The organism is Planococcus antarcticus DSM 14505 (assembly GCF_001687565.2).
Taxonomy (GTDB): domain Bacteria; phylum Bacillota; class Bacilli; order Bacillales_A; family Planococcaceae; genus Planococcus; species Planococcus antarcticus.
In genome coordinates this window covers 171,183-196,342 of record NZ_CP016534.2, presented here as the reverse complement: position 1 = coordinate 196,342, position 25,160 = coordinate 171,183, and the positions used below count along the sequence as shown (strand labels likewise).

At 46.7% G+C, this 25,160-nt stretch carries 17 protein-coding genes, 7 tRNA genes and 3 rRNA genes; 3 read left to right on the top strand and 24 right to left on the bottom strand.

The annotated features are described in order from the left end of the window. Positions 1 to 2: 2 nt before the first annotated feature. The 5 genes from BBH88_RS01035 to BBH88_RS01020 all read right to left on the bottom strand — a co-directional run bounded on the left by BBH88_RS01035 (position 3) and on the right by BBH88_RS01020 (position 3,211). A complete protein-coding gene (locus BBH88_RS01035; RefSeq protein WP_065536298.1) occupies positions 3 to 347 on the bottom strand; it encodes a DUF3307 domain-containing protein in 345 nt (114 codons plus the stop codon). Then, complete coding sequence (locus BBH88_RS01030; RefSeq protein ID WP_065536299.1) at positions 344 to 1,495, bottom strand: GAF and HD-GYP domain-containing protein; 1,152 nt, start codon at positions 1,493 to 1,495, stop codon at positions 344 to 346. Before BBH88_RS01030 ends, BBH88_RS01035 begins: the two co-directional genes overlap by 4 nt. 204 nt (positions 1,496 to 1,699) lie before the next feature. Further along, on the bottom strand, positions 1,700 to 2,185 hold the full coding sequence (locus BBH88_RS01025; protein ID WP_065536300.1) for an SRPBCC family protein: 486 nt from the start codon (positions 2,183 to 2,185) through the stop codon (positions 1,700 to 1,702). A gap of 205 nt (positions 2,186 to 2,390) precedes the next feature. After that, complete coding sequence (locus tag BBH88_RS19775) at positions 2,391 to 2,525, bottom strand: STAS domain-containing protein (protein ID WP_269148242.1); 135 nt, start codon at positions 2,523 to 2,525, stop codon at positions 2,391 to 2,393. After that, positions 2,522 to 3,211, bottom strand: coding sequence for an STAS domain-containing protein (locus tag BBH88_RS01020; protein ID WP_238323376.1), 690 nt, complete (start codon positions 3,209 to 3,211; stop codon positions 2,522 to 2,524). Before BBH88_RS01020 ends, BBH88_RS19775 begins: the two co-directional genes overlap by 4 nt. Positions 3,212 to 4,010: 799 nt before the next feature. On the opposite strand from BBH88_RS01020, the gene BBH88_RS01015 reads away from it, so the two are divergent. After that, positions 4,011 to 4,427: a hypothetical protein gene (locus tag BBH88_RS01015; protein ID WP_065536301.1), complete on the top strand. Its 417-nt coding sequence runs from the start codon at positions 4,011 to 4,013 to the stop codon at positions 4,425 to 4,427. Positions 4,428 to 4,665: 238 nt separating this feature from the next. Beyond that, the gene (locus BBH88_RS01010) at positions 4,666 to 6,723 is read left to right on the top strand and encodes a GGDEF and EAL domain-containing protein (RefSeq protein ID WP_065536302.1); all 2,058 of its coding nucleotides are present in this window, start codon (positions 4,666 to 4,668) and stop codon (positions 6,721 to 6,723) included. A gap of 86 nt (positions 6,724 to 6,809) precedes the next feature. Here the strand turns inward: BBH88_RS01010 and glmS are convergent, their stop codons facing one another. The 9 genes from glmS to BBH88_RS00960 form a co-directional block, all read right to left on the bottom strand. Beyond that, positions 6,810 to 8,612 (bottom strand): glutamine--fructose-6-phosphate transaminase (isomerizing), encoded by a 1,803-nt coding sequence (glmS, locus tag BBH88_RS01005; protein WP_065536303.1) that lies wholly within the window; start codon positions 8,610 to 8,612, stop codon positions 6,810 to 6,812. Between the two features lie 790 nt (positions 8,613 to 9,402). Continuing rightward, complete coding sequence (gene glmM / locus BBH88_RS00995) at positions 9,403 to 10,752, bottom strand: phosphoglucosamine mutase (protein WP_065536304.1); 1,350 nt, start codon at positions 10,750 to 10,752, stop codon at positions 9,403 to 9,405. Positions 10,753 to 10,847: 95 nt separating this feature from the next. Next, positions 10,848 to 11,825, bottom strand: coding sequence for a CdaR family protein (locus BBH88_RS00990; protein ID WP_065536305.1), 978 nt, complete (start codon positions 11,823 to 11,825; stop codon positions 10,848 to 10,850). Next, the gene (cdaA, locus tag BBH88_RS00985; RefSeq protein WP_006828045.1) at positions 11,818 to 12,654 is read right to left on the bottom strand and encodes a diadenylate cyclase CdaA; all 837 of its coding nucleotides are present in this window, start codon (positions 12,652 to 12,654) and stop codon (positions 11,818 to 11,820) included. The genes BBH88_RS00990 and cdaA overlap by 8 nt, the downstream gene beginning before the upstream one ends. 103 nt (positions 12,655 to 12,757) lie before the next feature. Further along, positions 12,758 to 13,393, bottom strand: coding sequence for an anti-sigma factor family protein (locus tag BBH88_RS00980; protein ID WP_065536306.1), 636 nt, complete (start codon positions 13,391 to 13,393; stop codon positions 12,758 to 12,760). Positions 13,394 to 13,405: 12 nt separating this feature from the next. After that, positions 13,406 to 13,969, bottom strand: a complete 564-nt coding sequence (sigW, locus tag BBH88_RS00975; RefSeq protein WP_006828043.1) for an RNA polymerase sigma factor SigW — start codon at positions 13,967 to 13,969, stop codon at positions 13,406 to 13,408. 192 nt (positions 13,970 to 14,161) lie between these two features. Next, positions 14,162 to 15,070: an arginase gene (gene rocF, locus BBH88_RS00970; protein ID WP_006828042.1), complete on the bottom strand. Its 909-nt coding sequence runs from the start codon at positions 15,068 to 15,070 to the stop codon at positions 14,162 to 14,164. Positions 15,071 to 15,140: 70 nt separating this feature from the next. Then, on the bottom strand, positions 15,141 to 15,704 hold the full coding sequence (locus tag BBH88_RS00965) for a GNAT family N-acetyltransferase (protein ID WP_006828041.1): 564 nt from the start codon (positions 15,702 to 15,704) through the stop codon (positions 15,141 to 15,143). A gap of 15 nt (positions 15,705 to 15,719) precedes the next feature. Continuing rightward, positions 15,720 to 16,601, bottom strand: coding sequence for a LysR family transcriptional regulator (locus tag BBH88_RS00960; protein WP_065536307.1), 882 nt, complete (start codon positions 16,599 to 16,601; stop codon positions 15,720 to 15,722). A gap of 106 nt (positions 16,602 to 16,707) precedes the next feature. Here BBH88_RS00960 and BBH88_RS00955 point away from each other — a divergent pair, with 106 nt between their 5' ends. Beyond that, positions 16,708 to 17,787 (top strand): citrate synthase/methylcitrate synthase, encoded by a 1,080-nt coding sequence (locus BBH88_RS00955; RefSeq protein ID WP_065536308.1) that lies wholly within the window; start codon positions 16,708 to 16,710, stop codon positions 17,785 to 17,787. Between the two features lie 481 nt (positions 17,788 to 18,268). Here the strand turns inward: BBH88_RS00955 and BBH88_RS00950 are convergent. The 10 genes from BBH88_RS00950 to BBH88_RS00905 all read right to left on the bottom strand — a co-directional run bounded on the left by BBH88_RS00950 (position 18,269) and on the right by BBH88_RS00905 (position 23,917). Beyond that, positions 18,269 to 18,341 (bottom strand) — tRNA-Ala (locus BBH88_RS00950). Positions 18,342 to 18,371: 30 nt separating this feature from the next. Continuing rightward, positions 18,372 to 18,444, bottom strand: a tRNA-Lys gene (locus tag BBH88_RS00945). Between the two features lie 10 nt (positions 18,445 to 18,454). After that, positions 18,455 to 18,529: transfer RNA gene (locus tag BBH88_RS00940), tRNA-Gln, on the bottom strand. A gap of 13 nt (positions 18,530 to 18,542) precedes the next feature. Further along, positions 18,543 to 18,626, bottom strand: a tRNA-Tyr gene (locus BBH88_RS00935). A gap of 22 nt (positions 18,627 to 18,648) precedes the next feature. Continuing rightward, positions 18,649 to 18,724, bottom strand: a tRNA-Val gene (locus BBH88_RS00930). 7 nt (positions 18,725 to 18,731) lie between these two features. Continuing rightward, positions 18,732 to 18,806, bottom strand: a tRNA-Glu gene (locus BBH88_RS00925). 56 nt (positions 18,807 to 18,862) lie between these two features. Beyond that, positions 18,863 to 18,935: transfer RNA gene (locus tag BBH88_RS00920), tRNA-Thr, on the bottom strand. A 43-nt stretch (positions 18,936 to 18,978) separates the two neighbouring features. Beyond that, positions 18,979 to 19,094: ribosomal RNA gene (gene rrf / locus BBH88_RS00915) — 5S ribosomal RNA — on the bottom strand. 139 nt (positions 19,095 to 19,233) lie between these two features. After that, positions 19,234 to 22,165 (bottom strand): 23S ribosomal RNA (locus tag BBH88_RS00910). Positions 22,166 to 22,365: 200 nt separating this feature from the next. After that, positions 22,366 to 23,917: ribosomal RNA gene (locus BBH88_RS00905) — 16S ribosomal RNA — on the bottom strand. The 16S, 23S and 5S rRNA genes sit together here with 7 tRNA genes alongside, the layout of an rRNA operon. Positions 23,918 to 25,160: the final 1,243 nt, after the last annotated feature.

Sequence of the window (25,160 nt, the reverse complement as noted above, 5' to 3'; positions counted from 1 at the left end):
TCCTAGGAAATCGCGATGGCAATGGCCAGTAAAATAATATGGAAAATCTGGTCAGCCATGATCGACAACCAAACTTTCTCCGGACCTTTAGCGGTCTGAACCCGTTGCACCCAGAACATGACAAATGTTTTTCGGTCTAATACAATGTGTCCGATAAAAACGATGGCCAGTGCGGGTAAAGACAGCCCGCCTGAGAAAACCCCAAAAACGGCAATCACGGCTGTATAAACCGACACATGCGTCAATAGGGGCAGCCATTTCGTCGCTTTGTGCTTGGCCATCCAACTCGTCTGCAACAAAAAATCCCCGATTAAATGACCAAGCAATAACAGGTCAAACTGATTCATAACCGGTAGCCTCTTCCTAGTTGTGCTTCGTATTGTTCTACCTCATAATCACAGTCTTGTAAGATCGTCGCGAACGCATCGACTACTTTGCCGTCAAATAAGGTGTCTTTGCAGCGAAGCAACTCTTCCGCTCCAGACTCAAAAGATGAACCTGCGCTATAAGAACGCGCCGTGGTCATGGCGTCAAACGCATCTGCTACTCCAACGATTTGTGCTAAAAACGGAATTTCTTCCCCTACTAAACCATGCGGATAGCCGGAACCGTCGAGTCGTTCGTGATGCGACAAAGCAATTTGAATGGCCTGTACCATAGCGTCTTTTGGTTCGATATTAGACAAAATGTCCGCACCGATAATGGTGTGCTTTTTGATCGCTGTATACTCATCGTTTGTTAAACGGCCAGGCTTTCTCAAAATGTCGTCCGGTATGCCGATTTTTCCAATGTCGTGCAAAAGAGCTGCTTTGTACAATTCTTCATAGCTTTGCGCATCAAATCCGAGCTTTTCAGCAATCCACAACGAATATTTCGCCACTCGCTCTGAATGGCCCGCCGTATACGGATCGCGCGCATCTAATACTTTTGCGAGTGTCCGAATCATGCTCAACAACATGCGCTGCAATTCATCGTACATTTGGCTGTTGTGGAGTGCCAGCGCCGATTGGTTGGCAAGTGCTACAGCGAGGCTGATGTCTTGTTCTGAGAAAAAGGCGATGTCTTTTTTATTTAATAACTGCAAGGCACCGAGCACTTGGCCTTTAACTGCCAAAGGAACCGTGATCATCGACTTGGTGACAAAGCCGCTCGAATGATCCACGCGATTAGCCCAGTTTGGATGGGACGCGACGTTTTCAATTAGCTGTGCTTCGCCTGTCCCGATCACTTTGCCGACAATGCCTTCGTCCATTTCCAATTCGAGGTTGAGGATATTGAATGCTGACGGACCGTACGCTGCGACGGCCTTGATCTTCTGGCGTTCTTTGTTCAATACCCACAAGGTCCCCGCTTCCGCTCCCACCACCTGCACCATCTGCAGCAGAATATTTTCCAGGACCTCTCCCATTTCTATATTTGAATTTAATTGATTCGAGGCTTCTAGCAAGGTCACCAGCTCTTGAACCCTCAGTTCCAAATCCTTTAGTTGCGTCATGGATTTCCTCCGATAGCTTATAGTAATCAAAAACGATTTATTTTTATGCTACTTTTATTGTTTCTTCTCGATCATAGCTCGGAATACGAAATTATGCAATATTACCCATATATTTTTATTTCTTTTTACTCAATTTGATAATCTTGTTAATCAACTATAAAAAACCGCCATCTCTCTGACTTCGAGTGATGGCGGTTTTCCCTGTTATTCTATTTCCACTAATTTCCTCAAGTTCTCAAACATCAAACTCCAACCCTCATGACTTTCATTGCTGAACTCCGCACTAACCCGTTTGATATCGTCTTCTGTCCAGCCTTCTTCATGCGGCACGACAATTTCCTGGACAAACGTCATCTCACAGCTGTTTTGCACCATCGAAATCCAAATCGTGATGCGGTCTTCTAGACCATTAAACTGCGGCATTTTGAACGTGAACCTCAGCTTATGCGGCGGCTTCAGTTCGAGGTATTCACCAATCGCCCGGAAGTCCACGCCTTCCCGGCGGTCGATGATTTCCCAGCTTCCGCCCTCGCGTAAGGAATTCTTTGCCACCTGGTTGGTGCCTTGTTGCGTGAATAGCCATTTCTTCATCAGTTCCGGGTTGGTCCATGCTTCATAAACTGCTTTGTCACTGGCATTGAAACGGCGTGCCATTGATAAGGTTACTGTCAAAGTCGTCAACTGGATCATCCTTTCTGAATGGAATGAACGTACGTCCAACTTGCTATTGCCTATACCTTACTGCAGAATATTTCCTCAAACAATAAAGTCTTCTTATAGAATGGCAGCAGCCTGTTTTTTCTGCCATTTCGACATTTTCACGTCAAGATGCCATTGCTTGCCGCTGTTAACGTCTAAATACCGGAACCCGCAGCACACCCTATGAGGTTGTCGCTTAGTATTTGACACTCTCCAGTGCCTGCTTAACCGTTGCATAGACGTCTGCATCCAGCATATCAATTCCACTGTGGACAATCGTCTGGACCAGGTCCGGACGCAATCCAGCAATGATCACGTGGATACCCATCAATCGCAGTGTCCCCCGATTTCTTGGAGAGACTGTGCAATGTGGTCATCAATGGTCAAGACACCCGAAAAATCGGTAATGACGTGATTGACGTTCATCTCCGCAATTCTTGGGATGACATTGTTCATGATATGGGCAATCCGGTAGCTGTCAATCACACCAATCAGCGGCAGCACCACGACATCTTCGAGTATTGGCACAATCGGCGCTGACAGATTGAGCAGTTCCACTTGTTTTTCCGCCTGGTATCTTTCCGAAAAACGTTCAAATGCATAAAAGGTTTCGTTCAAACTGATATCCAAAATTGCATTGATGCCTTTGATGGCATTGGCGCTTTCCACGACAGACAATCCGAACTTCAAGCTGAGACGTGTGAAAACCTCTGAAAAGATCTGTCGCGTTACCGGGTAACGGATGACAATTTCAGAAATCTTGCCGCCCGAAGCCACCTGCATTTCCGCATTGCTTTTGCTCCATTCAATCAACGCTTCCGGAACTTCAACCTGTCCGCCTTTAAGCAGAGATTGTCCAAAAAATCCAAGCAGTTCGATATACATACTGGCAGCCTGCTCTTTTTCCCATTCAGGGATATCCAGATGCATTTCCTGCACAACCGATTCGACCACTTCTGCAGACAAGGTGTCAGCATGTTCACTTATGTATTGAGAAAAGTCTTTTAACGAAGACATCCATTTCACACCTTTTCATTTATGTTGAATTAATTATAACATTTGGCAGGGTTCATGATAAAAACCATGCTCCTATTTATACAATTTTTTTGAAGAAAATTGGTCAACTGCCAGTATCCACTCAAAATATTCATCAGCAAATAGAAACAGCAATCACTTACCGAGAGGGAACTTCACGATAAGAGTATAGCAGAATACCGACAATCGCTATTTCGAAAAAAGATAAGCTTGGCTCCTTAATAGTCAGATCCTCACTGAATTCCACCCTCTATAATAAATCTGATTGCCCTCATTTTCTAGCAGCATTATCTTCCATTCGCCTTCTGCTTCTTAAAAAGTCGTCTCTTTTTCAAACACTTATATGAAGAAGCCTGCCTTTTTGTTGTTTCCTAAGGCTTTTGGATCTTTTATAGCACTAAGTTCCGAATAATTCAATATACCTAATTAATTGGAATTTTATTTAATATAAAAGTTATTTTTAGTTAAATAAACCTATTTCACCTTATACATATCACCTATATAATTTTAGATAATAAATTTTTAATATGTCTATAGAACCATATTCCATTTACTTTTTTTAGTCAATTGAATCACCATTCATTAACAAATAGATTCATTTGTTTCTTTTTTTCTTTTCATATTCCTTAACATCCACTTTAGCCTAATAGAAAATGCGTGGATTTAAAACTTCCTCCCTTTTTGTGAATAGGCAAGAGGATACTGGCTTTAGTATCGCAGTTGAATCAAATCCTTTTCGACTTCGCTTTTTATCATTTTAATATAGGAAAGGAGTTTTAACATGTTTGCATTTAAAAGAAGACAGGCCATATCGGATTCGGATTTAGATGAACTAAAAATCTTCCTCAGCAGCACACTTGAAAAGATGCTGCTGACACGGGACGAAACGTTAAATACGTTAAAAAAATATGATCTGGTGCTAATTTCTTCATGGGAAGGCAGTTATCTTGTAGCAGACATCTTTCAACTGTCGAAATTCAATTTAACTGATGGAAGAGCTGAAAGAGGAAAAAACGTCCCTTTCTACACTATCGCCCGCTCTTTCACTCGCAAGAACGATCTTATTGTCTACCTGGATGAGCACCAAAACAAATGCATGAGGCTAAAAAACCTTCTCGCTTTCCGTCACACTTGTTATTTGTTGCAAACCGTCGATATAGAAGTTTTATCTGAGAGAAAATATACATGCACTTGGTAATTTAGAGACTTTGACAGTGTGCGATAAAACAAGATTTGCATCCAATCACACTTTTCAACTCGTTGCCGTGGATCCCATTGGATATCTACAACTGCTTCAAAGGAAGAATAACCTGTTGTGTTGGCTAAACCGCAGACTATTTCACAGCACAATAGTACCTATTACAACTAATCAGTTCAGCATATCCAGCTTTTTAAACGAACAAAGCGCAATTATTTCAGAGGGGAGTGAGTGAATTATGGAACTGTTGGAACAGCAAGTACAGGCATTAATAGAAGAAAGAGACGATCTTGTGGTCCTTTTAGATACGAATGGATTCGTTTTACTAGCGAATAACAAATGGATTAACTATTGCCCTCAGCATGAGTGGCCGGTCTTCTCCCGGAAAATTGGAATGGATTATTTAGGATTTTTGAAGAAAACCAGAAATTTGGTGGAACTCGAAAATATTCAAGACATGTTACGTGGAAAAGCGCAGAAGCATTTCCAATTGAATCCGTCTTACACTGGTGACAGGACCGAATGGCTGTCCACAAAATATCGTCCATTTCCGCTAGATGACGGTTCAAATGGCGTCATTTTGTATCAACAGCCTGTAAATCTCCAATCGGTAAACTCTCTCCACAACGAGCATATTCTCGAAAACATGACGGATGCTTTTTACCTGCTCGATCATCAGATGAATTTTTACTTCCTGAATGCTCAATCCGAGCAGCTTCTCCACTGCCAGAGAGAAAATTTAATCGGAAAGAATTTGTGGGCTGCATTCCCCGAAACCACTAAAACTGCACTTTATCCAAATTATAATCGAGCGATGCAGGAACGGGTGCCTGTAAAATTTACGGAATACTACAAGCTATTGGATTCATGGTTCACTGTCAGGATATATCCCATCGAAAATGACGGATTGGCTATTTACTACCAAACAATCAGCAAGCAGTTGGCAATAGAAGAGGGGCTAGGGAAGTTCGCCTGCACAGATTATTTGACAGGTTTGCCAACCCGCAGAAAAATTGAAGAAGAAATCGGCGCGCTGCTGCAAAAAGACACACCGTTTTCTCTTCTTTATCTCAATTTAGACAATTTCAAATACATCAATACGTTTTATACGCACAAAAATGGTGACAAAGTGATTAAAAGCATTGTTGCTAGGCTGAAAAAGCTCATTGATGCGCAGGATTTGGTTGGTCGGCTTGAAGGAGACGAACTGGTGATTGTCCGGCGGCACCAAAAGGACAACGATGTATTAGCCTTCACGAAAAAAGTGAGCACCCTGTTCAACCAGCCTTTTTCACTGGGTTGCTCCAACTTTGTTGATGTAAGTGCCAGCATTGGCGTCATTTCTTGTCCTGCCGATTCAAAAGAGTTCGTAGACCTGATGACTTATAGTGAAATTGCAATGCGCAAGGCTAAGGGGCAAAAAGGCTCTTCTTTCTGCATTTTCGATTCCACTATGAGCGATAATCTCACGAGACGGATGCTAATTGAGCAAAGTCTCACTGAGGACCTGAAATCTCTTGGCTTCTATTTCGCCATTCAGCCACAAATTGATGCTGCAACCAGCAGGGTTCGTGGAGTGGAAGTGCTCGCGCGCTGGCATCATCCAGAGTTGGGGATGATATCGCCCATTGAATTTATCGCTATTGCAGAAGAAACGGATACCATCGAACGGTTGACGGAGCATTTGATGGTTGATGTTTTTTCTTATATGAAAACAAGGGAAAACCAATATGGCAGTATGCTTCGTACTGCCATTAATATTACCCCCTCCCTACTCGATAGCACTACTTTTTTTGATAAACTTTTCTCAATGCTGGACAACTTTGGCATTTCTCCCACACTGATTGAAATCGAAATTACCGAAAGCGTCGAACTTCGGTATTCAGAGACTACTCTCACGAACCTGTTAGCATGCAGAGCAAAGGGAATTTCTATTGCACTCGATGATTTTGGGACAGGATTTTCTTCTCTTGCTTATTTATTGGATTTTCCTGTTAATAAAATAAAAATGGACAAATCCTTTATCAATAAAATCGGCTATGATCCAAAATCGGAAGCCGTGTTAAAATCTCTTATTCAGTTTGTAAATAGTGTAGACTGCGCGCTTGTTGCCGAGGGGGTCGAACAGGCTCACGAAGCCTTGTTTTTGACCATGAACGGATGTAACATCCATCAAGGCTACTTGTATGACAAACCGATGCTGCCGAAGGTATTTGATGAAAAGTACCTTAACACCTACAGGATGACATCCGCCAGCAAAACAGCGCTTTCTCTGCTTCCCGTATTGCGGGGCTGACCACCACCTGCTGCATAATGCGAAAAACCCCTTTGGATTCGATATCCAAAGGGGTTTTTCTATTCAACCAGAAGCTGGCTTATTAATTATTCCACTGTCACTGACTTCGCCAAGTTACGTGGCTTGTCAACGTCACAGTCGCGGTGAAGCGCTGCGTAGTAGCTGATCAGCTGCATCGGGATGACCGATACAAGCGGTGACAGCAATTCGTTGACTTTTGGCAAGACCAGGCTGTCGCCTTCTTCTTGCAAGCCTTCCATCGAAATGATGCACGTATGTGCGCCGCGTGCCGCTACTTCTTTCACGTTTCCGCGGATGTTCAAGTTAACCGACTCTTGCGTTGCAAGTGCGATAACCGGTGTGCCTTCTTCGATCAACGCAATCGTTCCGTGCTTTAGTTCGCCTCCAGCAAAGCCTTCTGCCTGGATGTATGAAATCTCTTTCAATTTCAATGAACCTTCAAGTCCAACGAAATAATCCATGACGCGGCCAATAAAGAAGCAATTGCGAGTTGTCGACAAGTAGTCTGCAGCAATCTGCTCCATTTGCTCTTTTGAATCGACTTGTGCTTGAATGGCATTGGCGACGATTCCCAGTTCCTGAACCAAATCAAAGCCGATGTCGATGCCGCGTGCTTCAGCCGTCACTGCACCCAAAATAGACAATACAGCCAATTGCGCTGTATAGGCTTTGGTCGACGCAACCGCAATTTCAGGGCCTGCATACAACAATAAGGTATGGTCAGACTCGCGCGACAAGGTAGATCCCGCTACGTTTGTGATGGTCAATGACGCGTGGCCCATCTCTTTGATTTTTACCAGTACCTGGCGGCTGTCCGCTGTTTCTCCTGATTGAGAGATGAAGATGAACAATGGTTTTTCCGACAGCAATGGCATGTTGTAGCCAAATTCGCTTGAAACATGCACTTCAACAGGAATTCCTGCTAATTTCTCGATGTATTCTTTGCCGATTAATCCTGCGTGATAGCTTGTTCCAGCCGCAATAATATGAATGCGGTCAGCAGCTTGCATCGCGTCCAAAATTTCTGGTTGAATCGTCAATTTATCATTTTCATTCTGATATGCTTGAACAATTTTACGGACAACCGCTGGCTGCTCGTCAATTTCTTTCAGCATATAATGAGGGTACGTCCCTTTTTCGATGTCGCTCATGTCAATTTCTGCAGTGAACGGCAAACGGCTTACAGTATGACCGTCCAAAGTCAAAATTTCCACGCTGTCTTTACGCACAATAACGATTTCTTGATCCATCAATTCAACAAACTGGTCTGTCAATTGAAGCATAGCCATCGCATCCGATGCCACAACGTTAAAATCTTCGCCAAGGCCTACAAGCAATGGGCTTTTGTTTTTCGCTACGAAAATGGTTTGTTCTTCTTCAGCATCTAGTAACGCAATCGCATATGAACCCTTCAGTAAGGTAAGGGCTTTGCTGAAGGCTTCTTGTGTTGTTTGGCCTTCTTCAACAAATTTACCGATCAATTGAACAATAATTTCCGTATCCGTATCCGACTCCATTTCCACGCCAGCCAAGTAATCGCGCTGGATGTGGTGGTAGTTTTCAATCACGCCGTTATGAACAATCGTGAAGCGGTCAGATGTATTTTGGTGCGGATGAGCGTTAGCTCGGTTCGGTTTGCCGTGAGTCGCCCAGCGCGTATGGCCAATTCCTGTAGATCCCATCACTTCTTCTTCCACAACGCCGCGCAAGTCTGCAATGCGCCCTTTTTCTTTAAAAACAGTAATACCACTGCCATTGCGTACAGCAATTCCCGCTGAATCATAACCACGGTACTCCAAACGCTCCAAACCTTTTAACAAAATTTCTTTCGAGTCATTTTCTCCAATATATCCAACAATTCCACACATAATATAATTCCTCCATTTTTATGAACATCAAAATGAGTGTTTATATATTTTACAAACACTTCTCCTTTTGAGCCCATCCATCTTGTTGTCCAATCGATCACTCGACTGTTTTAAGAATGGACATAACGACCAGGCTTCATGGCCGGAAGGGATCCGCCGAAATCTCGATACTCCTTCTCCTCGTCTACTGAAGACGACTTGTCCGTCCGATTTCTTCAGTACAGGCGCTGTAATTGTTTTCCTCGCATTCACTTCTATCCTCCTTTTGCTGCGGTCGTAAACCGATTATACTATCATACAGCTTTCACACAATCCCGTCAATTAAAGCAAATAGTTACTTAGGTCTATTTTATCACATTTTTCCGTTTACTGGCTCTTTTTCCTTTTCCATATTATTTAAATATTTGTATTGTAGAAAACTAACTATTTGCTGAAATAGTTAGTCGTAATAAAGCCACTTCTGTGATATTCCGCAAACCAGCTCCTAAAAACCCTATGCTCCTGCATCGCTAAGCTAGCTTCGTCGCAAAGCCATTGCCCGAACTCTCTTCGGTCAATGACTTTCCTGCTGAAGCAGTAAAGCGACATCCAGGAGACCCCGCAGGAGCTTGCGACGAGGAAGCTCAAGCGACGTCCTGTCGCGGTGCCAGTTTTAGTTGCATGACCCACATCCTGTGGGCCCAAAGCGTCCGCCTAGAGCGATTTCTCCCTCTATCCACCCATATCTATTAAACTAACTCTTTCATAAAAAAAGCCCGCAAGCAAGGATGCTTACGGACACTTGATTTAATTAGTTTAAGCCCATTTCGCAGCGTACAACTTCTGCGATGCGTTCTACATAGTTTTCGCAGTCTTCTGCAGAAGCTGCTTCCACCATGATGCGAACAAGTGGCTCTGTTCCAGATGGACGCACAAGCACACGGCCGTTGCCGTTCATCTCAGTTTCAACTTCTGCTATGACAGCTGCCACTTTGGCGTTGTCTGTCACTGCATGTTTATCCGTCACGCGAATATTCACGAGTTTTTGCGGATAAATGGTCATTTCAGATGCCAGTTCAGATAATTTCTTGCCGGTGATTTTCATGATATTAACAAGCTGCAGACCAGTCAATAAGCCGTCGCCTGTCGTATTGTAATCCAGGAAGATAATATGGCCCGATTGTTCGCCGCCCAAGTTGTAGCCGTTGTTCTTCATTTCTTCTACGACATAACGGTCGCCAACAGCGGTCTTGTTGCTTTTCATGCCGTGGCTTTCCAATGCCTTGTAGAAGCCCATATTGCTCATGACAGTCGAAACCACTGTATCTTTCTTCAAACGGCCTTCTGAATGCAAGTGCTTGGCACAAATATACATGATCTGATCGCCGTCTACGATATGGCCTTTTTCATCCACTGCAATCAAACGATCGCCGTCGCCGTCGAAAGCCAATCCGATATCCGCATTTTTAGCGACTACCAACTCCGCCAATTTCTCGGGATGAGTAGAACCTACTCCAGCATTGATGTTCAAGCCGTTCGGTGAAGCGCCCATTGACGTGATGTCTGCATCCAGATCCGCAAATACATGCGTCGCCAGTGTAGAAGTCGCCCCGTGCGCACAATCAAGTGCTACTAAGATGCCTTCGAATTCTTCATCGACTGTCTGCTTCAAGTACTGCAGGTATTTTTGGCCGCCTTCGAAGTAATCTGTGATGCTGCCAAGATCGCCGCCTGTCGGACGCGGCAATGTGTCTACACTGCTGTCAAGCAAGGCTTCAATTTCCGCTTCCTGTGCATCCGACAATTTAAAGCCGTCTGAACCGAAGAATTTGATGCCGTTATCTTCTACAGGGTTGTGTGAGGCAGAAATCATGACGCCCGCTTCAGCACTCATCACACGCGTCAAATAAGAGACGCCAGGTGTACTGATAACGCCTAAACGCATTACTTCCGCTCCTACAGAAAGCAGGCCGGCAGCCAATGCGCCTTCCAGCATTTCACCTGAAATTCGTGTATCGCGGCCAATCAGCACTTTCGGTTTATCTTTTGCGCTTTTCGTTAAAATATATCCGCCAATGCGCCCTAATCTAAAAGCCAATTCAGGTGTCAGCTCCGTATTGGCGACTCCCCGTACTCCATCTGTTCCAAAATATTTTCCCATTCTAATTTTCGCTCCTTCAATCATTTGCTTCTGATTGGTTTAGTTAAGCTTTCGCTTTTTATCCTTTTCAATGCCATTATGCCTTCAGTTGCTTATTAATTTCCAAGATCTTCAGGCACCTGCACGGAGCCATCGACAACCGTTTCCGCTTCAACTGTGACTTGTCCCGGTGAAACTGCAGAAGCGCCAGAAGGAACTTTCAGCTCAACATCCACTGTGCTGTCCGTTGCAGTGACGCTTGCAGCATCCACTTCAACGACATATTCGGTCAGTTCATCCACGACGGTTTCCGGTCCAAAAATGCGGACTTCTTCGGTGGATGTGCTCCAGTCATTGATTGTAATACCTGCACCGGCTTCACCGATCGGTTCAATTCTCACCGGTACTACTTTGCTGTATTCGACAACCTCAACAGCCACTTCCACTTCCTGAGGTTCAATTTCCGCACTTTCTAGCTTGGTCAAATCCTCTGCCAAGACACGGACACGGGCCGCAGTCGTAAAGGATTCCTTCACTCCCTGCTCCCCAGAAACTGTCGCTTTGACAAAGCTAATGGCATCGATCATGCTTTTCGGGCCAGTCACCGTAACCGTTTCGGGATCGACAGCCACACTTTCTAAAGTGAAACCGTCTGCAAGCATCCGTTCGTTTATCTCCGGATCAATTCGGAACTCCTGCGATACCCGCTCTTCAATGACCACGTTGACGAATTCCGGGTCTACCCGAATATTTAATTGTTCAGACAGATTTTCAGTTTGGATAGGAACTTGATGCTCTCCCATCGGCAAATTTCGTAAATCTACAAACAAAGTAAAGTCTTCCAATTGGCGCGCAGTTTGCACAATACTGACGGGGCCGTTTAAATGCAGATCCGCTGTTTTCGGCACACCGCTGACCATCAGGCTATTGTCATGGTATACCTCAAGCTCCACATCTTCAATGATTTCAGACGTCCGGCTAGTGTCTGTCGTCCCAGTAGGACTGTCTTCCGCCTGCACGGTGAAGAATAAAAGAAAGGCCAACAGCAGCGCCGTAATCCGTAAAAACCAGCGATTGTCCATCATCTTATCCATTCTTTTTCCCCCTCAAATTCCACCAAGAAAGAGCGACTTCCTGCTGTTCTGCTCCGAACCAGATCCGGCGCAGCTTCACTTCAAAGTCTTCGAGCGACAAATTACGATGCAAATCGCCATTCGCCGTCAGGCTGATGGCTCCTGTTTCTTCCGACACGACAATGGTAATCGCATCGGTCACTTCACTGATACCAAGAGCCGCGCGGTGACGCGTTCCCAGCTCTTTTGAAATGAATGGACTTTCGGACAGCGGCAAATAACAAGCCGCTGCGGCAATCCGGTTTTTTTGTACAATTACCGCTCCATCGTGCAACGGTGTATTCGGGATAAACAAATTGATCATCAGTTCAGACGTAATATCTGAATTCATCGGAATGCCCGTCTCAATGTATTCGCTCAAACCGGTTTCGCGTTCGATCGACACCAATGCCCCGATCCGCCGTTTAGCCATATAGCTGACGGATTTAGACATCGCCTCAATGAGCCGGTTGCGCTCAGATTCTTCATTCAACGTACTGCTGGAGAATAGCTTGCCGCGGCCAAGTTGTTCAAGTGCTCGGCGCAGCTCGGGCTGGAAAATAATAATAATAGCCAGGAAGCCCCATTCCAGCACCTGCTGCATAATCCAACCTAGCGTTTCCAAGTTGAGTACCTGTGTTACAAGGCGGGCAATAATAATAACAAAGATCCCTTTCAGCAGTTGAACGGCCTTCGTTCCTTTGATGACGGTGATCAATTTGTAGATAACGAACCAAACTAATAAAATATCGATAACATTTCCTAGAAGTCCGAATGGTGTTTGGTCTGTTAAATTCTCAAAAAAAGGCATCTGCGACCCTCGCTTTTCTACATCTGCATATACATTCAGTATATCATAAGTGAATTGGGCTTGCCTTCATAGAAAAAACCCATCCTTTAGGAGAGGATAGGTTTTACTGTTTTGTTTGGCTGCCATCTGTCTCAAAAATAGCGGCTGCATCCTTGAAGCCGTTTTTAATGGTGTACCACAGCCATTCGAATGCTTTGTCAATTTCCTCAATTTCACCGGTAATAACGCCACTCGATGCCATGTATTGGCCATTCACAATCGTGACATTTCCTTGAAGCTCGCCTTCCACACGCAAATCGCCATTGCGTACGGTCAAGTCCCCGACTACGATCTGGCCTTCAGGAACCACCACTGTCTGGCCCTCTACCACTAAATCCGGCTGCTTGGTGAACGAAAATTGCTGATCATCGTTGAAGTTCGTAAATAATGCCGCACTCATCAATATGCAGAATAACGCTGCAGCTACCAGCATTGGATGTCTTCTGAACCACCGCTGAACACCTGCATGCTGTCTTTCTTTCGGCAGTCGTCCCATAGTTTTTTGGACAAAATCGGAAGGTGCCTGTATATGTGATGCACTTTGGACAAATGCAATGGTTTTGCTTAATGCCTGGTACTGCTTTCTACAATCACTGCAGCTTTCCAAGCATTCTTTCAATTGTCTTTCATCGCTTGGACTGATATCCCCATCCAGGTAATCGCCCATTAGATGGATCACGTTTTCCGGACACGCATTCATCATGCTCGCCTCCTACAAATTGCTCAATTGCTTGCGAAGAGCTTCTCGCCCTCGGTGTATACGTGTCTTCACCGTACCTAACGGCAAATCTAGGATTTCACTGATTTCTGCCAACGGCAATTCTTCAATATACTTTAATACAATAGCGGCACGGTACTTATCTGGCAAGCGGCTGATTTCGTACTGTACTCGCTCCTGAACTTCCATCCTCATCAACTCTTCTTCTGGAAGTTCATCATCATTGGCAACTTTCGAATACATGTTCAAGCCTTCCGTCCCGCGCACTTCAGCATCCAGGTGATAGTCCGGCTTTTTTTTGCGAATCCGGTCAATGCACAGATTAGTGGCGATGCGGTACAGCCATGTGGAAAATTTCCGATTCTGATCGAACGTGTGAATATTTACGTAAGCGCGCATAAAAGCTTCCTGAGCGATATCTTCCGCTTCCTGCTTGTTGCCAAGCATACGGTAGCAAATCTGAAACAGCTGATGCTGATAAAGCTCCACGATTTCGGCGAATGCGTTCTGATCGCCTTTTAAAACCTTAGCTATTCGTTTATTGACTAACGCATTCATGATCTCATTTCCCTCTGCCTATGCGGCTGTACTTTATATACGTGCATTGCATCTAAAAGTTTCAATTTTATTTTCTTATTCTATCGTATCAGACAATACCCAAATAAATCCAACTAATTTTTCAACAATTTTCATTTGGAAAATGTTCCTGTTTAATGGCATTAAAAAAAACAGGCTTTCGCCTGTCTTTGATTACATTAATTTTTCGCCGAATAAGGAACCAATCAATGCAACTGCTACGTCAGCTGTCCGATTTTTTTCATCAAGAATCGGGTTAACTTCCACAAATTCAGCAGAAGTAATGATGTCTGCATCAAACAGCATCTCCATCGCTAAATGACTTTCACGGTAGCTGATACCACCTGGAACCGGTGTACCAACGCCTGGCGTGTACATTGGATCGATGCCATCAAGATCCAGTGACAGATGGACTGCATCCGTCTTGCGCTCTTCTTTCAAATAGCGGATGGAATCTTCGATCACTGCATGCATGCCCATTTTGTCGATTTCGTGCATGCTGTAAACGCGGATCCCATGCTCTTTGATCAATTCACGCTCACCTGGGTCAACCGAACGCGCCCCGATGATAACAATATTTTCAGGCTTAACTTTCGGTGAATAACCACGGATATTCGTCAATTTTTCATGGCCGTGTCCAAAGCTTGCTGCAAGCGGCATGCCGTGGATATTTCCGGATGGTGAAGTATCGCTGGTGTTCATGTCTGCGTGTGCGTCATACCAAATGACGCCCAAGTTTTCATGACGCTCCGAAATTCCAGAAAGAGTACCGATAGCAATGCTATGATCGCCGCCTAACACCAACGGAAAATTGCCCGCTTCTGCCACTTCAAATACTTTATCACCAAGTGCTTCTGTCGCTTCCGTAATCGCTTTCAAATTACGCAGATTCGTTGATGTGTCAACGCTGCCATCTGCCTGGCCAATCTGGATATCCCCTTCATCCGAAACCGTATGACCCAGGTCTTCAATGCGGTCTACTACTCCGGCATAGCGGATGGCGCTTGGTCCCATGTCAACGCCACGGCGATTTTGACCGTGGTCCATTGGAACTCCGATAATAGAAATATTTAATTTATTCATTATTTTATACCCCCTTAGCAAGATAGATTCATTGTAACCGCTAAGGTCTCTTTGGCTCAACTGTACAAAATCAAGTATATTTATTCACTTTTTCCACAAGTTCTTTTTTCACTTTCGGCCAATCCTGATCAATAATTGAATAGACTACCGCATCTCTTGGCTTGCCGGTCGAGCGGATGCGTTCATTGCGCAATACTCCTTCTTTTACAGCCCCGATGCGCTCAATGGCCTTCTGTGAGAGGGTATTATCAGCATCCGTTTTGAATTGAACTCGGATCATGCCGCGCTCTTCGAAGCAATAACTCAGCAAAGCGAGTTTAACTGCCGTATTGACATGTGTTCGCTGAGCAGACTGTGCATAAAAAGTAGCACCAATCTCACAGCTTTTATGGGTCTCGTCAATTGCATATATGCGTGTCGTGCCGAGAATCTCGGCAGTCTCAGGGTTTTCCACCGCAAAAATAAGCACGTTCGATTGGTTCAGACCTGCTTCCAACCAAGTCACCATGCCTTCAAAATCCTCAACTTTATTGAGCATATATTCAAATATTTTTGGAGTATACAAAGCCCACAGCGCTTCAAAATCTTCTCTCTTTAATAAGCGCAAACGAATGCCATCCGATTCAATAATCATCCCGATCTCTCCTTTTTAAGTAAAATACACCGATTGGATGCGTCGTAAAAAATCTTCTTCAAGCACGCCCATGGTTTTCGTCAAAAAATAAGTGGAAACTACAGGCAAGGGAAACAAATCAAAATGCGCTTCCATCAATCTCCCTTCAACCAACTCCCGCCGAACCATCGATTTCGGCAAAAACGATGCCCCTAAACCTTCCTGGATAAATCGTTTGGCGATATGCGCTTGTGTCACTTTCATGGTCCGAATACCCGGTACACGAAATCTTAGCTTTCCTAACAGCTCTTCCCAGAAAACAGGATGATGGTGTGTAAACAAGACCGAGTCCCGCAATGTCTTCTCTACCGAAACGGCAGGGCCAGTCTCATCGTCATAGGCATCTCTAGGCAAAATGAACAGCAGCGGATCGTCATACACAATGTATTGAGCAATAGCTCGCCCGGTAGGCGGCAAGGCTGAAATCCCTGCAGATACTTGCTCGGATTCAACCAAAGCTTCGATATGCTCGGATTCTTCCACGCGGATCACCAATTCCACTTCTGGGTGTTCGCTTATAAACGATTTCAGCACATAGGGCAAAATCGTTTCCGCCATCAACGGGGAAATCGCCAAAATCCATTTTTTTCGGTAGCCTTGCGCAAACGAATGCACCTCCTCCACACTGGCATCCAGCTGTTCGAGCACCTGTGCAGCTCTCTTTTTAAAATGCCGCCCTTCCTCTGTCAGTGACACACGGTTATGACTGCGTTTGAACAAAAGGAGACCCAGACTTTCTTCCAACAAACGAATATGTACGGTGACGCTGGGTTGTGACATTATAAGGCGTTCTGAAGTCATCCTAAAATTCAAGGTTTCTGCAGCATCCACGAAAGTTCTTAACCACTGGACTTCCATAATCTCCCCCCCTCTTTCAATTACTATTCTTAATTGCTTCAATTATATATCTTTAATTTTTTTTATCAAACCAGGAGAGTAAACTAAAAGAAAAGGAGGAATTTTTATGTTTCAGCAAGGATTGAAAGGCGTAGTAGCTGTTCAAACAGCGATTGCTTCCGTAGATGGAGACCGAGGAGAACTGCGCTACCGAGGTCAATTGGTGGGAGACGTAATTCAAGGTAAGTCGTTTGATGAAACTGCCTATTTTCTCTGGTATGGTCAGTGGCCCGATGCTGAGCAATTAACAAACTTGCAACAGCAATTGATCAGCTACCGCGAACTGCCGGCGCACATTGTCGAAATCGCTCAGCTACTGCCGAAAGAAACGCCTTTGATGGACGCCATGCGGACACTGGTATCGGCATACACACACGCTGAATTCCAAGCTACATCTCCTGCCGAACAAGCCATTGCACTGACAGCTGCTTTGCCCGTGATGACAGCTGCTTTTTATCGGCTTCAAATTGGTCAAGAGCTTATCAGTCCAAGAGACGATTTCGGACACACTGAGAACTATTTATGGATGATCAATGGACAGGAACCAACCCGTGTACAGACCGAAGCTCTCGAAACCTATTTAAAGCTGACCATGGAGCACGGTATGAACGCTTCAACATTTGCAGCACGTGTCACCATCTCCACCGAGTCCGATCTCGTATCAGCCGTTGTTTCAGCAATTGGCACCATGAAAGGCCCGCTTCACGGTGGAGCTCCATCCGGTGTCATCGATTTGCTGGATAAAATGAAAACCGAAGATCGCATTGATGCAGTCATTACTGAAAAACTAGACCGCGGAGAGAAAATCATGGGCTTTGGCCACCGGGTCTACCGAACAGAAGATCCCCGGTCGGTCATACTCCGCGATAAGTGTTTCGAGCTGCAAGGGGAAGATCCATGGATCGATTTAGCGACCGTTGCCGAGAAGCACATTGTCAATCTCCTGAACGAGCGCAAACCCGGAAGAGCTCTTTATACAAATGTAGAATTCTATGCAGCAGCCATCATGCGGTCAATCGCGATGCCAACTCAGCTGTTCACTCCAACATTCAGCATTGCCCGGATTGTCGGATGGACTGCTCATGCGCTAGAGCAGCAAGACAATAACGTCATTTTCCGTCCCCAATCCGAATATATCGGGAGCTAAAGAAAAGCGCAAGTGCCCAACAGCAGCCACTCTAAAGGCGCGACTTCCTATCGCAATGGGTAGCTGGTTCGCATTCTGCGGACCAGCTACGGGCATAAGATGATCTGGCGAAGTAGCGTTTTTTCAGCGTCACAGTGTGAAAAGTAAAAGTGCCTGTCCAGTATATCTCGCACGTGAAAGTGGTATTTAATGAAGAAACTTCCACTTTGAGGTGACTCAGTTTTTAGTTGCTGTAAACAGTCCAGCTCTGACCGGTGCAAGACGGTATGGTGAAGTGGTATATCTTCCCGCACAGCGGGAGTGGCTTGCACTCGTCAAAGTTAGGCACTGCAACTGGATACGGCAGTCGTATAACCATCAGAATCTGGACAATACTTGTAGAGCTAAACATTATGGGACCTCAAACACTAAAAAAAACCCGCATCCAAATTAATGGATACGGGTTTTTTACACATGGATAGTACAAATACACATGGAACAATGGAGCCTAGGGGGCTCGAACCCCTGACCTCGTCACTGCCAGCGACGCGCTCTCCCAGCTGAGCTAAGGCCCCGCGCTGAACAGGCGCAAGGAAGTTGAAAAATGAGCCATGAAGGATTCGAACCTTCGACCCTCTGATTAAAAGTCAGATGCTCTACCAGCTGAGCTAATGGCTCATAGTAAAAATGGCTGGGGTACCTGGATTCGAACCAGGGCATGACGGGATCAAAACCCGTTGCCTTACCGCTTGGCTATACCCCAAACATAATAAAACTGGTGGTGGGGGGCAGATTCGAACTGCCGAACCCGAAGGAGCGGATTTACAGTCCGCCGCGTTTAGCCACTTCGCTACCCCACCATAATACACTTATCGAAAAAAATGGTGGAGGATGACGGGATCGAACCGCCGACCCTCTGCTTGTAAGGCAGATGCTCTCCCAGCTGAGCTAATCCTCCATGAAATTGGTGACCCCTACGGGATTCGAACCCGTGTTACCGCCGTGAAAGGGCGGTGTCTTAACCGCTTGACCAAGGGGCCATGATTAAAATAAACATGTTTAACTTTCCGCTAAGAAACTCCTAAAAGAAAACAAAAGCTTCCAACCGGATTCGAACCGGTGACCTCTTCCTTACCATGGAAGCACTCTACCTGCTGAGCTATGGAAGCAAGGTAAAAGAATCAGTAGGAACAAAAAAATAAACATAGAATAGCCCAGCGACGTCCTACTCTCACAGGGGGAAACCCCCAACTACCATCGGCGCAAAAGAGCTTAACTGCCGTGTTCGGGATGGGAACGGGTGTGGCCTCTTTGCCATCATCACTGGACTATTTGGTTTTGAAAGACAAGATTGATTATACCAATCTCACAGGTTTTTACAAGCTTTTTCATAAAAAAACTTTTCCTTATTCTTTCAAAACTGGATAAACGACATTGACCCATTGAAATTCCTTCATGATACATTATTTGGTTAAGTCCTCGATCGATTAGTATTCGTCAGCTGCACGTGTCGCCACGCTTCCACCTCGAACCTATCTACCTCATCGTCTTTGAGGGATCTTACTTGCTTGCGCAATGGGAAATCTCATCTTGAGGGGGGCTTCGTGCTTAGATGCTTTCAGCACTTATCCCGGCCACACATAGCTACCCAGCGATGCCCTTGGCAGAACAACTGGTACACCAGCGGTGTGTCCATCCCGGTCCTCTCGTACTAAGGACAGCTCCTCTCAAATTTCCTGCGCCCGCGACGGATAGGGACCGAACTGTCTCACGACGTTCTGAACCCAGCTCGCGTACCGCTTTAATGGGCGAACAGCCCAACCCTTGGGACCGACTACAGCCCCAGGATGCGATGAGCCGACATCGAGGTGCCAAACCTCCCCGTCGATGTGGACTCTTGGGGGAGATAAGCCTGTTATCCCCGGGGTAGCTTTTATCCGTTGAGCGATGGCCCTTCCATGCGGAACCACCGGATCACTAAGCCCGTCTTTCGACCCTGCTCGACCTGTACGTCTCGCAGTCAAGCTCCCTTCTGCCTTTACACTCTGCGAATGATTTCCAACCATTCTGAGGGAACCTTTGGGCGCCTCCGTTACTCTTTAGGAGGCGACCGCCCCAGTCAAACTGCCCGCCTGACACTGTCTCCCATCCCGATCAGGGATGTGGGTTAGAATTTCAATACAACCAGGGTAGTATCCCACCGACGCCTCCTCCGAAGCTGGCGCTCCGGGCTCTAAGGCTCCTACCTATCCTGTACAAGTTGCACCAAAATTCAATATCAGGCTACAGTAAAGCTCCACGGGGTCTTTCCGTCCTGTCGCGGGTAACCTGCATCTTCACAGGTACTATAATTTCACCGAGTCTCTCGTTGAGACAGTGCCCAGATCGTTACGCCTTTCGTGCGGGTCGGAACTTACCCGACAAGGAATTTCGCTACCTTAGGACCGTTATAGTTACGGCCGCCGTTTACTGGGGCTTCAGTTCGCACCTTCGCTTGCGCTAAGCACTCCCCTTAACCTTCCAGCACCGGGCAGGCGTCAGCCCCTATACGTCACCTTACGGTTTTGCAGAGACCTGTGTTTTTGCTAAACAGTCGCCTGGGCCTATTCACTGCGGCTCTCTCGGGCTATTCACCCTACCAGAGCACCCCTTCTCCCGAAGTTACGGGGTCATTTTGCCGAGTTCCTTAACGAGAGTTCACTCGCTCACCTTAGAATTCTCTTCTCGCCTACCTGTGTCGGTTTGCGGTACGGGCACCTCCCGCCTCGCTAGAGGCTTTTCTTGGCAGTGTGAAATCAGGGACTCTGAGGTAAACCTCTTGCCATCACAGCTCAACGTATCAGGAATGGGATTTGCCTCATTCCACGCCTCACTGCTTGGACGTGCACAACCAACGGCACGCTCTCCTTATCCTTCTGCGTCCCCCCATTGCTCAAACGGCGGGGAGGTGGTACAGGAATATCAACCTGTTGTCCATCGTCTACGCCTATCGGCCTCGACTTAGGTCCCGACTAACCCTGAGCGGACGAGCCTTCCTCAGGAAACCTTAGGCATTCGGTGGACGGGATTCTCACCCGTCTTTCGTTACTCATACCGGCATTCTCACTTCTAAGCGCTCCACCAGTCCTTCCGGTCTGACTTCAACGCCCTTAGAACGCTCTCCTACCACGGATCTCCGAAGAGATCCATCCACAGCTTCGGTAATCCGTTTAGCCCCGGTACATTTTCGGCGCAGTGTCACTCGACCAGTGAGCTATTACGCACTCTTTAAATGATGGCTGCTTCTAAGCCAACATCCTGGTTGTCTAAGCAACGCCACATCCTTTTCCACTTAACGGATATTTGGGGACCTTAGCTGGTGGTCTGGGCTGTTTCCCTCTTGACTACGGATCTTATCACTCGCAGTCTGACTCCCAAGCATAAATCACTGGCATTCGGAGTTTGTCTGAATTCGGTAACCCGGGATGGGCCCCTAGTCCAAACAGTGCTCTACCTCCAGGATTCTCTATCTTGAGGCTAGCCCTAAAGCTATTTCGGAGAGAACCAGCTATCTCCAGGTTCGATTGGAATTTCTCCGCTACCCACACCTCATCCCCGCACTTTTCAACGTGCGTGGGTTCGGGCCTCCAGTAAGTGTTACCTTACCTTCACCCTGGACATGGGTAGATCACCTGGTTTCGGGTCTACAACTGCATACTCTGTCGCCCTATTCAGACTCGCTTTCGCTGCGGCTCCGCCTTCTCAGCTTAACCTTGCATGCAATCGTAACTCGCCGGTTCATTCTACAAAAGGCACGCCATCACCCATTAACGGGCTTTGACTACTTGTAGGCACACGGTTTCAGGATCTATTTCACTCCCCTTCCGGGGTGCTTTTCACCTTTCCCTCACGGTACTGGTTCACTATCGGTCACTAGGAAGTATTTAGCCTTGGGAGATGGTCCTCCCGGATTCCGACGGAATTTCACGTGTTCCGCCGTACTCAGGATCCACTCTGGAGGGGCAGGGTTTTCGGCTACGGGGCTATTACCCGCTGTGGCGGACCGTTCCAGGTCGCTTCGCCTAATCCTGCCTTTTGTAACTCCGTATAGAGTGTCCTACAACCCCAAGAGGCAAGCCTCTTGGTTTGGGCTGATCCCGTTTCGCTCGCCGCTACTCAGGGAATCGCATTTGCTTTCTCTTCCTCCAGGTACTTAGATGTTTCAGTTCCCTGGGTCTGCCTTCTCATGTGCTATCAATTCACACATGGATACTGCCCAATTAAAGACAGTGGGTTCCCCCATTCGGAAATCTCCGGATCACAGCTCACTTACAGCTCCCCGAAGCATATCGGTGTTAGTGCCGTCCTTCTTCGGCTCCTAGTGCCAAGGCATCCACCGTGCGCCCTTTCTAACTTAACCAATGGTTAATTAAAAAGTTGTGGCACCAAGTGCCACGCGTACATGAATTGCTTCATTTTTGTTTCAATGTCGTTTTATCCAGTTTTCAAAGAACAAGATTGAAAGTCACAAAAAAAGGCGTTGCCGCCTGAAGGTGAACCTTCAAAACTGAACGCAAAACGTCAACCCCGAGAAAACCTCGGTTCCGAATTTATCCTTAGAAAGGAGGTGATCCAGCCGCACCTTCCGATACGGCTACCTTGTTACGACTTCACCCCAATCATCCGTCCCACCTTCGGCGGCTGGCTCCACAAGGGTTACCTCACCGACTTCGGGTGTTACAAACTCTCGTGGTGTGACGGGCGGTGTGTACAAGGCCCGGGAACGTATTCACCGTGGCATGCTGATCCACGATTACTAGCGATTCCGGCTTCATGCAGGCGAGTTGCAGCCTGCAATCCGAACTGAGAACGGTTTTCTGGGATTGGCTTGCCCTCGCGGGGTTGCAGCCCTTTGTACCGTCCATTGTAGCACGTGTGTAGCCCAGGTCATAAGGGGCATGATGATTTGACGTCATCCCCACCTTCCTCCGGTTTGTCACCGGCAGTCACCTTAGAGTGCCCAACTGAATGCTGGCAACTAAGATCAAGGGTTGCGCTCGTTGCGGGACTTAACCCAACATCTCACGACACGAGCTGACGACAACCATGCACCACCTGTCACCGCTGTCCCCGAAGGGAAAGGCGTATCTCTACACCGGGCAGCGGGATGTCAAGACCTGGTAAGGTTCTTCGCGTTGCTTCGAATTAAACCACATGCTCCACCGCTTGTGCGGGCCCCCGTCAATTCCTTTGAGTTTCAGCCTTGCGGCCGTACTCCCCAGGCGGAGTGCTTAATGCGTTAGCTGCAGCACTAAGGGGCGGAAACCCCCTAACACTTAGCACTCATCGTTTACGGCGTGGACTACCAGGGTATCTAATCCTGTTTGCTCCCCACGCTTTCGCGCCTCAGCGTCAGTTACAGACCAGAAAGTCGCCTTCGCCACTGGTGTTCCTCCACATCTCTACGCATTTCACCGCTACACATGGAATTCCACTTTCCTCTTCTGCACTCAAGTTCTCCAGTTTCCAATGACCCTCCACGGTTGAGCCGTGGGCTTTCACATCAGACTTAAAGAACCGCCTGCGCGCGCTTTACGCCCAATAATTCCGGACAACGCTTGCCACCTACGTATTACCGCGGCTGCTGGCACGTAGTTAGCCGTGGCTTTCTGGTGAGGTACCGTCAAGGTACCAGTAGTTAGTTGGTACTTGTTCTTCCCTCACAACAGAGTTTTACGATCCGAAAACCTTCGTCACTCACGCGGCGTTGCTCCGTCAGACTTTCGTCCATTGCGGAAGATTCCCTACTGCTGCCTCCCGTAGGAGTCTGGGCCGTGTCTCAGTCCCAGTGTGGCCGATCACCCTCTCAGGTCGGCTACGCATCGTCGCCTTGGTAGGCCATTACCCCACCAACTAGCTAATGCGCCGCGGGCCCATCCTGCAGTGACAGCGAGATGCCGTCTTTCCGTGCCGCCTCAGGAGAGGCGACAAACTATTCGGTATTAGCACCGGTTTCCCGGAGTTATCCCGATCTGCAGGGCAGGTTGCCCACGTGTTACTCACCCGTCCGCCGCTAAACCAGAAGGAGCAAGCTCCTCTGGTTCCGCTCGACTTGCATGTATTAGGCACGCCGCCAGCGTTCGTCCTGAGCCAGGATCAAACTCTCCATTATAGAGAACATTTGACTGCTCTAGTTGTTGCTGGCACCATCCGAAGATGGCTTGATCTGCACAAAGCTGATCAGTAAGTTGTAGTCACGAACACCGAGTAGATGAACAACTCTGCTCCAGTTGCCGGTGGCAACCTTCGCAAAAGCCGTTCTCGCACCGAAGTGCTCGTGACGTCTTTCGTTGACGTTTTGCTGTTCAGTTTTCAAGGTTCAGTTTGTTTGCCGCCGTTTCGTTTATGTTGTTCGTTGTTGCTTGGCGACTTTTACTATATTAAAGCATGTTTATATTCCTGTCAACACTTTCGTGAAAGTTTTTCTTAAAACGCTTTTTCCCTGCTGTATTCTCCGTTACTCCAGCTTCACCAACTCCCCCCGTCTTACAGCCACTAGCTCTCTTTTGCTATCCAACCATTTTTCCAAAAAAAACAAAAAAAGCTGTATAAGTTGAATTAAAGAAATAGCTTTTCCAACTCAACGAGGTAGGAAACCGAAGAAATCGCTCCAGACGGATGCTTTGGGCCCACAGGATGTGGCTCATGAAACTGGCACGACAGGACGTCGTCGCAAGCTCCTGCGAGGTCTCTTGGATGTCCCTTCATGCTCCAGCAGGAAAGTCATTGAACGAAAGGAGTTCGGGCAATGGCTTTGCGATGAAGCTAGCATAGCGATGCAGAAGCACATCTTCGCCGTCTTACGCTCTTTCTTCTAAGCATCCTTTAGTAACAAGTCATCAAGATACGGAGCAAACCAGCGGAGACTCCTATGAGAACAGCGCAAGTGACATGGAAAGAACTCCACTCGGACAGCCCGAGTTCGTTCGACGCAAGCTCTTGGCAGCTGATTTGCGGAACATTAACAGACCGGAATCATTAATTCAACATATATAGTTGTAAAATGAAGGGCAACCGCTAACTTCCCAGAAAAACAGGAAAGGCTAAAGATTAACCGCTTTTAACCGCGCACGATTAAGTCGACGAATCATAATCGATACGGAGGTTTATCTAGGGTCCAAACACAATCTCCCACTTTAAAACGCTCATTTGAACATCTGAACCCTTTCCAGCGCGGTCACGTCGCAACTCATCAAACAAGGGAAATCCAACAGGCCATTTGTGATCGACGCACGATCTGCCGGGAGCTGAAACGTGGCACAGTAACGCAAATGAAGACGGGAAAAAAGATGTTTGAAGCCTGTTTACCGGTATTTGTGGAAAACCGTTTAGTCCAGTTTGGCGTTTACACCCCC